13 protein-coding genes and 1 riboswitch are annotated in these 12372 nt (G+C 52.7%); of the genes, 8 read left to right on the top strand and 5 right to left on the bottom strand.

Annotated features, from left to right (window positions below; all coding sequences use genetic code 11):
* Nucleotides 1-185: 185 nt before the first annotated feature.
* Nucleotides 186-545 carry a DUF2237 family protein gene (locus ACFQ1T_RS04675; RefSeq protein WP_275357727.1) on the bottom strand — a complete coding sequence of 120 codons (360 nt, stop codon included), beginning with the start codon at nucleotides 543-545 and terminating at the stop codon, nucleotides 186-188.
* Nucleotides 546-613: 68 nt separating this feature from the next.
* On the opposite strand from ACFQ1T_RS04675, the gene ACFQ1T_RS04680 reads away from it, so the two are divergent.
* The 5 genes from ACFQ1T_RS04680 to ACFQ1T_RS04700 all read left to right on the top strand — a co-directional run bounded on the left by ACFQ1T_RS04680 (nucleotide 614) and on the right by ACFQ1T_RS04700 (nucleotide 6158).
* The gene (locus ACFQ1T_RS04680) at nucleotides 614-1078 is read left to right on the top strand and encodes an EVE domain-containing protein (RefSeq protein ID WP_194748834.1); all 465 of its coding nucleotides are present in this window, start codon (nucleotides 614-616) and stop codon (nucleotides 1076-1078) included.
* An 85-nt stretch (nucleotides 1079-1163) separates the two neighbouring features.
* The gene (locus ACFQ1T_RS04685; protein WP_379074392.1) at nucleotides 1164-2285 is read left to right on the top strand and encodes a GGDEF domain-containing protein; all 1122 of its coding nucleotides are present in this window, start codon (nucleotides 1164-1166) and stop codon (nucleotides 2283-2285) included.
* Between the two features lie 58 nt (nucleotides 2286-2343).
* On the top strand, nucleotides 2344-3222 hold the full coding sequence (locus ACFQ1T_RS04690; protein WP_379074395.1) for an alpha/beta hydrolase: 879 nt from the start codon (nucleotides 2344-2346) through the stop codon (nucleotides 3220-3222).
* On the top strand, nucleotides 3209-4783 hold the full coding sequence (locus ACFQ1T_RS04695) for an FAD-binding domain-containing protein (protein ID WP_379074398.1): 1575 nt from the start codon (nucleotides 3209-3211) through the stop codon (nucleotides 4781-4783). Before ACFQ1T_RS04690 ends, ACFQ1T_RS04695 begins: the two co-directional genes overlap by 14 nt.
* A gap of 367 nt (nucleotides 4784-5150) precedes the next feature.
* Nucleotides 5151-6158, top strand: coding sequence for a S1 family peptidase (locus ACFQ1T_RS04700; protein ID WP_228518842.1), 1008 nt, complete (start codon nucleotides 5151-5153; stop codon nucleotides 6156-6158).
* Nucleotides 6159-6241: 83 nt separating this feature from the next.
* On the opposite strand, the gene ACFQ1T_RS04705 is transcribed toward ACFQ1T_RS04700, so the two are convergent.
* A complete protein-coding gene (locus ACFQ1T_RS04705) occupies nucleotides 6242-6391 on the bottom strand; it encodes a hypothetical protein (protein ID WP_194749138.1) in 150 nt (49 codons plus the stop codon).
* Nucleotides 6392-6617: 226 nt separating this feature from the next.
* A riboswitch (S-adenosyl-L-homocysteine riboswitch) is annotated at nucleotides 6618-6700 on the top strand.
* A gap of 93 nt (nucleotides 6701-6793) precedes the next feature.
* Between ACFQ1T_RS04705 and ahcY the strand changes: the two genes are divergently transcribed.
* From ahcY to metF, 3 genes are all read left to right on the top strand, one after another.
* Nucleotides 6794-8203, top strand: a complete 1410-nt coding sequence (gene ahcY, locus ACFQ1T_RS04710) for an adenosylhomocysteinase (protein WP_194748830.1) — start codon at nucleotides 6794-6796, stop codon at nucleotides 8201-8203.
* Between the two features lie 103 nt (nucleotides 8204-8306).
* Nucleotides 8307-8657, top strand: a complete 351-nt coding sequence (locus tag ACFQ1T_RS04715; RefSeq protein ID WP_379074403.1) for a phage holin family protein — start codon at nucleotides 8307-8309, stop codon at nucleotides 8655-8657.
* Between the two features lie 58 nt (nucleotides 8658-8715).
* On the top strand, nucleotides 8716-9543 hold the full coding sequence (gene metF, locus ACFQ1T_RS04720) for a methylenetetrahydrofolate reductase [NAD(P)H] (RefSeq protein WP_379074406.1): 828 nt from the start codon (nucleotides 8716-8718) through the stop codon (nucleotides 9541-9543).
* 71 nt (nucleotides 9544-9614) lie between these two features.
* Here metF and ACFQ1T_RS04725 read toward each other — a convergent pair whose 3' ends face one another.
* The 3 genes from ACFQ1T_RS04725 to ACFQ1T_RS04735 form a co-directional block, all read right to left on the bottom strand.
* Nucleotides 9615-10082 (bottom strand): DUF494 family protein, encoded by a 468-nt coding sequence (locus ACFQ1T_RS04725; protein ID WP_275357717.1) that lies wholly within the window; start codon nucleotides 10080-10082, stop codon nucleotides 9615-9617.
* Between the two features lie 78 nt (nucleotides 10083-10160).
* Nucleotides 10161-11273 carry a DNA-processing protein DprA gene (gene dprA, locus ACFQ1T_RS04730; protein WP_379074409.1) on the bottom strand — a complete coding sequence of 371 codons (1113 nt, stop codon included), beginning with the start codon at nucleotides 11271-11273 and terminating at the stop codon, nucleotides 10161-10163.
* A gap of 11 nt (nucleotides 11274-11284) precedes the next feature.
* On the bottom strand, nucleotides 11285-12322 hold the full coding sequence (locus ACFQ1T_RS04735; protein ID WP_379074412.1) for a LysM peptidoglycan-binding domain-containing protein: 1038 nt from the start codon (nucleotides 12320-12322) through the stop codon (nucleotides 11285-11287).
* Nucleotides 12323-12372: the final 50 nt, after the last annotated feature.

The following is a 12372-nucleotide window of genomic DNA, read 5'->3' on the forward strand; positions in this document are numbered from 1 at the left end:
CTAGTCTTTGTTATAGGTTTCGGCTCATCAGGTGCGGTGCGATCGCACTAAGTTGGGCGGTCTTTTAAGACGCCCTTGGCGTGCGAACCTAATGTACCTTAGGCTGTTACCACCTGAACTTTTTTGGTTCAGGATTAGCGGCTCAGGTAACCCCTTAGCACATCCCCTCTCGCACCTTTGTCTTGTTATCTTAAGGCATGGTATTTCAAGTCCGCCAGGCTAATGATTTCCAGGCAGTTTTCGTGGCAAGACTCCAGAATCACTGGCGGCGCGTAACCGGCTTCACTGGCTTCCAGCCATCTTCTCGCACACAGGCACCACCGATCACCAGCCTTGAGCCCGGGAAATGCATAGTCTGGTCTGGGGGTGGACAAGTCATTGCCTTGCGCTTGCGAAAACGCCAGAAACTCATCTGTCATTTCTGCGCAGACGGTATGTTTACCTAAATCTTCCGGGTGGTGACTGCAACAACCATCACGCATAAAGCCTGTGACTGGTTGCATACTGCAAGGGATCAGAAGAGTGCCTAAAACGTTTTTTGTCATGATTTTCAACTGTGCTCTAACTTGGTTTATGATACTGGCATTTGGATGTGTAAAGAAAGTTTTCAGGCATGGCGCGTTACTGGTTAATGAAATCCGAACCCTCGGATGTCTCCATTGATGATTTGGCGGGATTCCCCAATCAAACTGTAGACTGGTATGGGATACGCAATTATCAGGCGCGAAATTTCATGCGTGACCAGATGAAGGTGGGCGATGGCGTGTTGTTTTATCACTCCAATTGTGCTGAGCCTGGCATCGTCGGCATTTGCGAGGTCAGCACCTTGGCCTATCCCGACCGTTTTCAGTTTGTGCAAGGGCACAAGTATTTTGATCCCAAGTCTACACCGGAAAGTCCACGCTGGGTGAACGTAGATGTCAAGCTCGTGCGCAAAACGCGATTGCTGAGTTTGAAAGAGATGCGGGAAACGCCTGCCCTGGCCACCATGCGTGTCTTGCAAAAAGGGAACCGCTTGTCTATTACCCCGGTCGATCCCAAAGAGTGGGCGTTTATCACGGCTCTGCTCAGCACTTAACCTTTTCTTTGGCGACTTTGGTGGCGTACATGATATGAGTATCAGGCGTAGAAAAGCAGTCTTGTATATCCTTGTCGCCGGTTTTATGATCGTTCTGATCGGTGTGCTGCTGTTCCTCTGGATTTATTTTTCCAGTATGCGGGAGATGCACCAGACCACTCGCAATTTCTATGAGCAGTCTTTTACGGTTTCCAACGCTGCGCAGGCGCTGGAGTCTCAGCTGCATCAGATCCGAAGCGATTTGCTCTATGCCACGCTGATTCAGGCAGACAGCGTGCATTTGATCAATACCGTGGCGGCGATTAAGGGGCATGAGGCTGCTGCCCAACAAAAAATCGCCAGCATAGAACGTAATTATTCGGGAGATCGCGCGCCATTACCGCTGCTCAAACAGAATATTCAAGCACTGGACGAAATGACAGCCTCGGTAATCAAGCAATTGGCTGAGGGACAGTATACCGAAGCAAGCACCCTGATTGAGACGGCCTGGAATGCGCGCTTTGCCAAGGTGGCAAAACTCAACGAAGCCATCCTCGCGCATGCGGACTTGCGCGCCAACGAGTATGTGGCCGAAAGTGAAAAGCGCATGGAGCGGCACACCCATCAAGGCATCACTTACGCAGCGCTGCTGGTGACCCTGTTTTTGCTGGTAGGCCTCTTTGTTGGGGGCCGCATATACCATTTGCATCTTGAAGCAGACAAATTTGCCTTTACTGACTTTTTAACCGGGATCGCCAACCGGCGGCACTTCATTCATGAGTTGGAGTCAGAAATCCGGCGCTATCAGCGTTACGGCTCCTCGTTTTCATTTGCCATGGTGGACATCGATTTTTTTAAAAAGATTAATGACCAATATGGACATCATGCTGGCGACCTGGTTTTGCAGAACTTCTGCCTGCGCTGCGTGAGTGCCTTGCGTACCAGCGACATGGTTGGGCGTCTGGGGGGCGAAGAATTTGGCATTCTGATGCCGATGACGGACCTGCATGAAGCGGCACATGTGATTGAGCGCTTGCGCTCAGAAATTGATCACAGTGTGATGAGCGAGCAAGGAGAGCAAATTCATTACACGGCCTCTTTTGGGTTAGTGTCTACCGCGCAACTGGGGACGCAAGATGGCTTGACGCAGCTGATGAAAATGGCAGACTTTGCTTTGTACACGGCCAAGCAGCAGGGCCGTAACCGCGTCTATATTGCCAACCATTAACGATAGCGATCATTATTGCGGCGGGAATTTTCTATCTTGGGCATGGTCATCAATGCCTATGAATCTGCAAAATCCTCAATTGACGCGGCGTAGCTGGTTGACTGGCTTGGCCGGTCTGCTGCTTTCGGCCTGTCGGCCAGTCACTTTGTTAAACGCGGTGATTCCCGATAAAGGTATGCGCATCCATCGCGATATCGCTTTTGGGCCGCACAGCAGGCAGCGCCTGGATATTTATCAGCCACGTGACCATGCTGCAACACCACGCCCTGTGGTGTTGTTTTTTTATGGCGGTAGCTGGGAGTCTGGCAGCAAGCAAGATTACCTGTTTGTGGCAGAGGCGTTGACGTCGCAAGGCATGCTGGTTGTGATTGCCGATTACAGGCTCTATCCCGAACTTAAGTTTCCGCAATTGATGCAAGACCCCGCGCTGGCATTGCAATGGGTCAAGCAACACGTGGCCGAGTATCAAGGCGATGCGTCGCGTGTCTTCTTGATGGGGCATTCTGCGGGCGCACATCTGGCCGTCATGCTGACCTTGAATGCTGCCTATCTGGCGGCTGTAGGATTATCACCCACCGCGATTAAAGGCACCATAGGTCTGGCCGGACCTTATGACTTTTTGCCGCTCACCTCGGATACGTTACGCGCGATTTTTGCACCTGCTGAGCAGGAGTGGCAATCACAGCCTATCTATTTTGTCAGCGGCCAACATCCGCCTTTACTACTGCTGGCCGGCCTGAAAGACCAAACCGTTTGGCCCAGAAACTCGATCAATCTGGCGCGTGCGCTTGAGGCGCAAGGCAGCGAGGTCAAGTTGCTGACTTATGCCAACTACAACCATGTGGATATGGTCGCCAAGCTGGCCAGACCCCTGCGCGGCAACAGTCCATTGCTGCAAGATATTTGCGACTGGATTGGCCAGCATGCCTCTGCGTGATGTGCATGTGGTCTGGTTTAAGCGCGATTTACGTGTCGCGGATCATGCCGCGCTGTCTGCCGCCTGTGAGGCTGGGCCGGTTTTGCCGCTCTTTATCTGGGCTCCACAAGTGTGGTCGGCAGAGGATGCCAGCCTCAGTCAGGCCATGTTCGTGCGCGACTGTTTGCAGGACCTTGCAGATGCCTTGCAACAGCTGGGATTGCATTTGCATGTCTATCATCACGACCCCTTGACGCTGTTACAGAGGCTGCATGCAAAATTCGGGATCGCCGGACTGTATAGCCATGAAGAAACCGGGAATCAACACACCTACACCATCGACCGGCAGGTGCAAGCGTGGTGCAGGATGCAAGGAATCGTCTGGCAGGAATGGCCTCAGAATGGGGTGGTGAGACGCCTGTCAGACCGGCAACAGTGGCAAGCGCAGTGGGCGTTACGCATGCAGGCGCCTGTCATTGCGGTGCCTGCATCCGGGCTTGCTGTTCGGTTACCGGATCATGGCTTGGAGCGGTTGCCAGCAGTGGCTGGCCACGCGCAAGCGGAACGTCAGGTTGGCGGTATAGGGGTGGCTGAGGCGGTGATGGCGGATTTTTTGACGCGCCGCGTACATGGTTATCAGCGGGGGATTTCCAGCCCGCTCAGTGCTGTCCAGGCCTGTAGCCGCCTGTCACCTTATCTGGCATGGGGCGCTGTGAGCCTGCGTACCGTGGTACAGGCTACCCGGGTCCGTGCGCAGCAGACTGAAAACGTGCAACAGCGCCGTCAGCTGCACAGTTTTGAAAGCCGCTTGCACTGGCATTGCCATTTTATGCAAAAGCTTGAAAGCGAACCGCGGATTGAACACCAGAGTTTTTACCGGGGCTTCGAGGCACTACAGTCCCGGTTACCCGATGCCGCGGTCGCCTTACGTTTACAAGCCTGGCAGGTTGCCCAGACTGGCTGGCCACTGGTAGATGCCTGCATGCAGATGCTCAATCAAAGCGGGTGGCTGAATTTTCGCATGCGCGCCATGCTCATGAGTACCGCCAGTTATTTGTTGCAACTGCCCTGGCGGCCAAGCGGGTTGCATCTGGCCAGAGCTTTTGTTGATTACGAGCCGGGGATTCATTGGCCGCAAGTGCAAATGCAGTCTGGCACGACCGGCATCAATACATTGCGCATTTACCATCCGGTTAAACAAGCCTTGACTCAGGACCCTCAGGGGGTGTTTGTCCGCCAGTGGCTGCCTGTTTTGCGACAGGTGCCAGACAGCTGGATTTTTGAACCCTGGCGCATGCCTACGAGTTTACAGCGGCGGTATGGCTGCCTGATTGGCCGCGACTATCCTGCGCCCATGGTTGATATTGGCGAGGCCATCCAGACAGCCAAGCAGGATTGGTTTGCCATCAGGCAGACCATGCCAGCGCATGCTGTCGCAGATATTTTGCAGCGGCATGCTTCGCGCAAATCGCGCCATTTTCCCAAGGTAGACCGTGGCAGTCTCCGCAAAAAATCAAATCGGAGTGCGGCTTCCGTGAGTGCACAAAGCCTGGCAGCACCCCAGCTTTCACTGCAGTTTTAGCCTTTCACCCGTTGCTGATGTTTGCAAAAACGATAAGGTGTGCGACTCGGTAGTGCATGCACTGATTTTGCGCACTAATTCTGTGCGTATGCTGAGCGGTCTGTTGCGGCACTTCTGGCCGCTCGCTCAAGCAGTCGACTGAGCGACTACAGTGATACGATAGTTATTTTTACGTATCTCATTGATTTTTAAATGTAAATATAAAATCTCTCCTTTCTTTCTCATGGTCTCCCCATAGTCTGGCGGTAAGTGAGCCCGCATTCTCCAGCTTGGAATACGTTTTGCTATAAACAGTTTAAGAAGCTTTCCAAAACGTATTACAGGTAGTGCATTCCTTGTTGCCTACCTTCGCAGATTGGAGCAAGACATGGCAAAATGGTTGATCGGATGTTTGTTAGGTTGCCTGGCAATCCCATTGATGGCAGAGCCTTCTGCCGAGCTCATGCAGGCGTTGAACAGCCGCGTGCTACGTGTGCAGGTCGGCCTGAAAAACGGTCAATATGGGCTGGGTTCAGGCGTCGTGGTGGCTGAAAATCAGGTTGTGACCAACTGCCATGTGGTTGCCAATGCCACCAGTATCAGCGTAGTCAGTGGCGGGGCGGCTTACCATGCCGTGGGTGTCAAACCGGACTGGAAGCATGATGTTTGCATGCTGCAAATGGATGACCTGCCGATTAGCCCAGTCACCATGAAGTCCAGCCGCGATCTCAAATACGAACAGGCAGTGTTTAATATCGGCTATCCGAGTTTTGTCGCCGCGCCTGTAAGCAGCCAAGGGGTGGTCAAGGGGCTGTTTGCCATGGATGACTCCGTGATTGTGCGGGCAACCAGCAGTTTCAGACAAGGCGCCAGTGGTGGTGGTCTGTTTGATGAGACGGGCGCGTTGGTCGGCCTGATTACGCTCAAGAGCCCTGGTAAAGATGCCTACTACTATTACATGTCGATTGACTGGGTTCAGGCTTTGATCGCGCAGCCCGCGGGCCCGATTGTGGTAAAAAGCGAGCTGCCTTTCTGGGGCAAGCCAGCAGCTGAATGGCCTTATTTCATGAAAGTGGTGTTTCCTTACCTGCACAAGGACTGGGATGGCCTGAAAGCGATTGCCCAGCAATGGACGACTCAGGAGCCTCATAATACAGAAGCCTGGTTTTATCTGGCTGCAGCTGAATATGAAACCAAGGATCTCACCATGGCTGAGCAACACTTGCACCGTGTCGTCAGCATGAACGATCAGCATAGTCAGGCTTTTTATTACCTGGGCCTGATTGCGGAGTCCAACGGTAAACATATCGAAGCCTTGGCCAATGTGGATACGCTGACACAGCTGGATGCCGAAAAGGCTGAAGAGCTCAAAGTGGCGATGAAAACCTTGCCTTGATGCGAGGCTGGCGGTGTTGTGTCAGCCCCAATACAAAAGCGCCTTAACTGGCGCTTTTTTCTTTTGATGTCGGGACGGTTTGCTTAGGCGACCGCCAGATCCAGCTCTTCGACATGATAGTAATGTTCATCATCCCACAGGGTGAAGTCTTGTGCGGTATACATGGCTTCCTGAAAATGATGAAAGGTTGCGATGCAATGATTTTCTTCATCCATTACTTGATACATGGTCATAGTAATCACCTTTCTATACTAAATGAGGATATTTGAGAACGTGATGTCATCATGGCACAGGCGGGTGAAACTGATTTGACAGAGTAGCAGCATGTAATTCGGTCAATTTAATGAATCGGTATAGAGGGTATTTCTAGGCAGCTATTTGAGCAGGTTTTCAGTGGTTGTTCTTTGATTGCTCAGGATTTGTTTTTTGTAAAATCCTTGGGTTCGCGTATAATTCGCAACTTCTGAGGAACGCTGCGAGAGTCACTCGACTCCCAGGCTCAGAGCATTTGCTGTAAAGCATCTCAACGGCGTTCACTTTTCACTGTGCGAGCACGGAAAAAAGGTGAACAACGTTGCCACCGGTTCTTATCGAACTTTTCCTGCTCAGTTTTCATTTTTTTAAGGATTTGAAACATGAATACTGTAGCTGATATCAAAGATTATGTAGTCGCAGACATGGGCCTGGCCGCCTGGGGTCGCAAGGAAATTGCGATTGCAGAGACTGAAATGCCTGGCCTGATGGCAATCCGCGAAGAGTACGCGGCGCAACAGCCACTGAAAGGCGCGCGCATTACTGGCTCTCTGCATATGACTATCCAGACCGCTGTACTGATTGAAACCCTGAAGGATTTGGGTGCTGAAGTGCGCTGGGCTTCTTGCAATATTTTCTCAACCCAGGACCATGCCGCCGCTGCGATTGCCGCGACGGGCACTGCCGTGTTTGCCGTGAAAGGCGAAACGCTGGAAGAGTATTGGGATTACACCCACCGTATTTTTGAGTGGACGGATGGTGGTTACTCCAACATGATTTTGGATGATGGTGGCGATGCGACTCTGTTGCTGCATTTGGGTAGCCGTGCCGAAAAAGATTTGTCTGTGGTGGCGAACCCCACTTCAGAAGAAGAAATCTGTCTGTTTAACGCCATCAAGGCCAAGCTGAAAACAGACCCGACCTGGTACTCCGTGCGTTTGGCTGCGATTAAAGGCGTGACCGAAGAAACCACCACGGGCGTGCACCGTTTGTATCAAATGCATAAAGAAGGCAAGCTGGCTTTCCCTGCGATTAACGTGAATGACTCTGTGACCAAGTCCAAGTTTGATAACTTGTATGGTTGCCGTGAGTCTCTGGTGGATGGCATCAAGCGTGCGACCGATGTCATGATCGCAGGCAAGATTGCCGTTGTTGCCGGTTACGGTGACGTGGGTAAAGGGTCTGCACAAGCGTTGCGTGCTTTGTCAGCCCAGGTTTGGGTGACCGAGATTGACCCGATTTGTGCCCTGCAAGCCGCGATGGAAGGCTACCGCGTTGTGACCATGGATTATGCCGCTGAACATGCGGACATTTTTGTCACAGCAACGGGTAACTACCACGTTATCACGCATGAGCACATGGCCAAAATGAAGGATCAGGCGATTGTGTGTAACATTGGTCACTTCGACAATGAAATCGATGTTGCCAGCATCGAAAAATACCAGTGGGAAGAGATCAAGCCACAAGTCGATCACGTGATTTTCCCGGACGGCAAGCGCATCATCTTGCTGGCCAAGGGCCGTCTGGTCAATTTGGGCTGCGGCACAGGTCATCCAAGCTATGTGATGAGCTCCAGCTTTGCCAACCAGACCATTGCGCAGATTGAATTGTTTACCCAGACCGACAAGTATCCGGTTGGCGTTTACACCTTGCCTAAACATCTGGATGAAAAAGTGGCGATCTTGCAGTTGAAGAAACTCAATGCGCAATTGACCACCTTGACCGATGCACAAGCAGCCTACATTGGCGTGAGCAAAACCGGCCCATTCAAGCCTGAGCATTATCGCTATTAATCACGCGCTTTTCAGCGTGCGCTAAACCATGCCGCCCCTGCGCCAGATGTTCTGGCGCAGATTTGGTGTACACTTTGCCTCATCTTTCATCCTAGGAGGCGGTATGTTTAAACTACTGGTTGTTTGGGTACTCAATGCATTGGCACTGATGGCCGTGGCTTATCTGGTCCCAGGCATTCAAGTGGCCAATTTCAGCGCTGCGCTGGTGGCTGCTGTCGTGATTGGTCTGGCCAATATGCTGGTGAAGCCGATTCTGGTGCTTTTGACTTTGCCGATTACCTTGCTGACGTTGGGATTGTTTCTGTTAGTCATCAATGGCCTGCTATTCTGGTTTGTCGGCCACCTGTTGCAAGGCTTTGTCGTCAGTAGTGTGATGACTGGCGTCATAGGCGCCCTGGTGTATAGCGTGATTGCCTGGATCATGAGCGCGATTGTGTTCAACGAAAAAGACTGACCCCTGACCATCCCCGCATCTGCCTGAAATCACGCGTTTAGAAATAAAAGAGAAAACAGTGAATCAAAAAATCGCTTACAGTTTTGAGTTTTTTCCGCCCAAAACGGCGGAAGGCATGGCGAACCTGCGTCAAGTACGCAAAGAGCTGGCCGTATTCTCTCCCGAGTTTTTTTCCGTCACGTTTGGTGCGGGGGGCTCAACCCGCGACCGTACCATGGAAAGTGTGCTCGAAATCCAGGCTGAAGGCCATGGTGCAGCCCCACATATCTCCTGTATTTCTTCCAGCAAAGAAGAAATCCGCGAATTGCTGCAAGCCTATCAGGCGAAAGGCATCAACAGACTGGTGACCTTGCGTGGCGATATTCCTTCAGGCGAAGTGAGTGCGGGGGACTTTAAATATGCCAATGAGCTGGTGAGTTTTATCCGCGCCGAGACCGGCGACTGGTTTCACCTGGAGGTGGCGGCTTACCCCGAGTTTCACCCGGAAGCCGGCTCAGCACAAAAAGACCTTGAAAACTTCAAGCGTAAAATCGACGCTGGCGCAGATTCGGCCATTACACAGTATTTTTACAATGTGGATGCCTATTTCCGTTTTGTAGAAGCGGCGCAGAAGCTGGGTGTCACTGCACCGATTATTCCCGGCATCATGCCGATTTATAACTACACGCAACTGGCGCGCTTCTCTAGTGTGTGTGGTGCCGAGATTCCACGCTGGCTGCGTATGCGGCTGGAAGCCTATGGCGATGATATGGCTTCATTGCGCGCCTTTGGCGCGGAGGTGGTCACTGATATCTGTACCAAACTGATTGAGGCAGGCGTAGATAAAATGCACTTCTACACCCTGAACCAGGCAGGCATTATTGGCCAGATTATCCGGCAACTGTAGTCGTAAAAATACTGGTAAACAAAAAAGCGCGGACTGAATCAGCCGCGCTTTTTTTGTGTCGCTCTGTTGGGTTATTGCAATGACAAACCTTGCGGGTTAAACAAGGCATCTTCAACAAACAGGTAATCCTGCTTGCGCGTTTCGTCCCACAGCACCATCATGGTGATCCAGCGGATATCTTCCATGCTCAAGGTTTCTTGCGGCAAGACCATGGCACGATCAATAATCAGGTCGCGCTCATAAGCTGTGATGATGTCGCTTCTTTGTAGCAAGCCCAGAAAGTTCAGACTGTCGTCACTGATCTTGTTGCGTTCCATCTCGCAATAGACGCGAATCGCAAACGGGTCGTGCTGGTATTGCGGCTGTTGCACCGAGCGACGCAGGTCTTTCACCCAGCCCACGGCATGTAAAATATCCTGGTGGTTAAACCCGGCCTGGGAGAGCTCATAGGCCATGATGGTTTCGTCTGTTTCTTTCAGCTCAAACGCATCATGCTTATCCCAATAATTTTGATAGATAAATATCAGTACTTCCAACATGTCTAAATTCTCCTCAAACACGCTGCTCCGCTATTAGTAGTGAATAGCAGCGATACTGGGGTGGGTCTGAACCGAGCTTTAAACCAATCGCTGGAATTGGCCGTTGGCGAGATGGCTGACCACACCTTCTAATTCAAGTAGTGTTAGCATGGTGGAAACTTGTTCGGGCGTCAACCCGGCGCGGGCCGCAATGAGCTCTGCAAAGATGGGGTCAAACCCCATGCAAGCCAGGACAGGACTGGCTTCGGCGGGTAGATTAGTCCAATCGGGTAGTGACCCATTCGGGCTAATCGAAAGTGCGGGGTTGGGCAGGCGGACATGCTTCAATTCGCTGACAATGTCCTCGGTGGACTCGACAAGCTTTGCCCCTTGTTTGATCAGCGCATGGCACCCTTTGGACACCGGCGAGTGAATAGAGCCCGGAATGGCGAAGACTTCACGGCCCTGTTCGATCGCTAGTCGAGCAGTAATGAGTGAGCCGCTATCAATATTGGCCTCTACCACCAGACAGCCTTCAGACAGGCCGCTGATAATACGGTTGCGTCTGGGAAAGTTGTGCGTCAAAGATGGCGTCCCTAGCGGGTACTCGGAGAGCAACAGGCCATACTGCACAATCTGGTGGGCCAGGGCTTTATGCCGTGCCGGATAGACAATATCCAGCCCGGTGCCGACCACGGCAATCGTGGCACCATCTGCTTTGAGCGCGCCTCTGTGTGCGGCGCCGTCTATGCCTAATGCCAGCCCGCTGACCACGGCAAATCCGGCCCGGCACAAGCTTTCGGCAAACTGCTCGGCGGTAGACTCGCCCGGCGGTGTGGCGTGGCGGCTGCCGACAATGGCCAGGCCAGGCCGCTTGAGCATTTGCAGGTTGCCTTTGGCATAGAGCACGGGCGGCGGCTGGTCTATGCTGAGCAGGCGTTGCGGATAGTAGGCATCCGCCAGTGTGATCAGGTGGTTATCTGGTTGTGAGAGCCAGTCCAGTGTCTTGGCAATATGCGGGTCTTCTGGCGCTTTTTGTATCCCTTCGGCGACGCCTTTGCTGACCAGTTCGCACAAGCTGCTGTAGGAGGCGGCCAGAATCGCCTGCGGGGTTTTAAAGTGCAGCAATAGCTGGCAATAGGTGACACTGCCCAGCCCTTCGACCATGCTTAAGGCAATCCAGGCTGCGCTCTCTTCAGGATCTGTGACCATCAGTGCGGAGATCAGGGGGTACGCACCACGTCTTCTACATGGATAGGTTGCGAGGCTTGCATGACGAGCGCGTATGACAGCTTGGGAAAGGTTTTGAAGACCATCACCAAGCCGACAGGCTCATCCGGCAACTGGATCATGACCGGATGTTTAGGGTCTGCGGATTCGGGGTCTACCATGCTGGCGCCTTTGCGCAGCACCGAAAGCACGTGACCGCGCTCCAGGCCTTGCGCTTCGCCGCGATTGAGCACCACCACGCGGCCATAGCCAGTCTCGTTGATGCCTTCGCTCACGCGTGCAATCTGGCCTTCAATCTGGCCTTCGGGCGCATGTGGCAGATAAGGCGGGCTAAGGGAGTCTTCCATCGCAATCAGTTTGTCTTTAACCGCAATTTCCTCTTTGGCCTGGGTTACGGTCAAGGTGGCAGGCTGGCCTGCGTGCAGCAGTTTGGCCTCCCCCAGATAATGCGCTTCTGTGCCCAGCAGCTCACCATTTTCAGGGTTTTTGATCGCCTCCCCCTCGCGGTAGATTGCCCAGGCGTTGCGTGGAGTGTCTGGCAGGCCCTGCACATAAATGCGTGTGCCTGGGCTCAGAATCTCACGTTCTTCCTGCGCCGCCACAATTCTGGGCGCTGACTTGAGCGCTTCTGGCGCAATCAGCATGGGCTTGGTCAAAAACGGCTGGATGATATTGGGTTGTATGGCGGGGATGGCATCGCCTTTGATTGGCGTGACGATCATGCCAGGCTCCAGGGTGACAGATTCTCGCACCAGTTTGAGTACGGGTTGGCCGCTGCTGGTGTCGAGCACGATGACATCCCCCGGATAAATCCAGTGCGGATCTTTAATGCTAGACCGGTTTAATTGCCAAATCTGTGGCCATTGCCATGGATTTTTCAGAAACTTGGCCGAAATATCCCACAAGGTATCGCCTTTGACGACGACATGCCGGTCGGGGTGCTGCGGCCGCAACGGAATTTCTTCTGCCTGTAACAATAAGCTGCTACAAGCCAGCGCAAGCGAGGTTATAATTTGAACAATTTTCGTCATGTGGCGTCTCTGTTTTATGCGACACAAATGGATGGGCTGTACCTGCGCAC

The organism is Methylophilus glucosoxydans, assembly GCF_042676145.1.
GTDB classification, from domain to species: Bacteria; Pseudomonadota; Gammaproteobacteria; order Burkholderiales; family Methylophilaceae; genus Methylophilus; species Methylophilus glucosoxydans.

Excerpts from the sequence above, each read along its gene's own strand:
- ACFQ1T_RS04705 (WP_194749138.1), bottom strand. The coding sequence starts at position 6,391 with ATGACCATGTATCAAGTAATGGATGAAGAAAATCATTGCATCGCAACC.
- ACFQ1T_RS04725 (WP_275357717.1), bottom strand. The coding sequence starts at position 10,082 with ATGTTGGAAGTACTGATATTTATCTATCAAAATTATTGGGATAAGCAT.
- ACFQ1T_RS04675 (WP_275357727.1), bottom strand. The coding sequence starts at position 545 with ATGACAAAAAACGTTTTAGGCACTCTTCTGATCCCTTGCAGTATGCAA.
- ACFQ1T_RS04735 (WP_379074412.1), bottom strand. The coding sequence starts at position 12,322 with ATGACGAAAATTGTTCAAATTATAACCTCGCTTGCGCTGGCTTGTAGC.
- ACFQ1T_RS04685 (WP_379074392.1), top strand. The coding sequence starts at position 1,164 with ATGATCGTTCTGATCGGTGTGCTGCTGTTCCTCTGGATTTATTTTTCC.
- ACFQ1T_RS04680 (WP_194748834.1), top strand. The coding sequence starts at position 614 with ATGGCGCGTTACTGGTTAATGAAATCCGAACCCTCGGATGTCTCCATT.
- ACFQ1T_RS04695 (WP_379074398.1), top strand. The coding sequence starts at position 3,209 with ATGCCTCTGCGTGATGTGCATGTGGTCTGGTTTAAGCGCGATTTACGT.
- dprA (WP_379074409.1), bottom strand. The coding sequence starts at position 11,273 with ATGGTCACAGATCCTGAAGAGAGCGCAGCCTGGATTGCCTTAAGCATG.
- ACFQ1T_RS04690 (WP_379074395.1), top strand. The coding sequence starts at position 2,344 with ATGAATCTGCAAAATCCTCAATTGACGCGGCGTAGCTGGTTGACTGGC.
- ACFQ1T_RS04715 (WP_379074403.1), top strand. The coding sequence starts at position 8,307 with ATGTTTAAACTACTGGTTGTTTGGGTACTCAATGCATTGGCACTGATG.
- ACFQ1T_RS04700 (WP_228518842.1), top strand. The coding sequence starts at position 5,151 with ATGGCAAAATGGTTGATCGGATGTTTGTTAGGTTGCCTGGCAATCCCA.
- ahcY (WP_194748830.1), top strand. The coding sequence starts at position 6,794 with ATGAATACTGTAGCTGATATCAAAGATTATGTAGTCGCAGACATGGGC.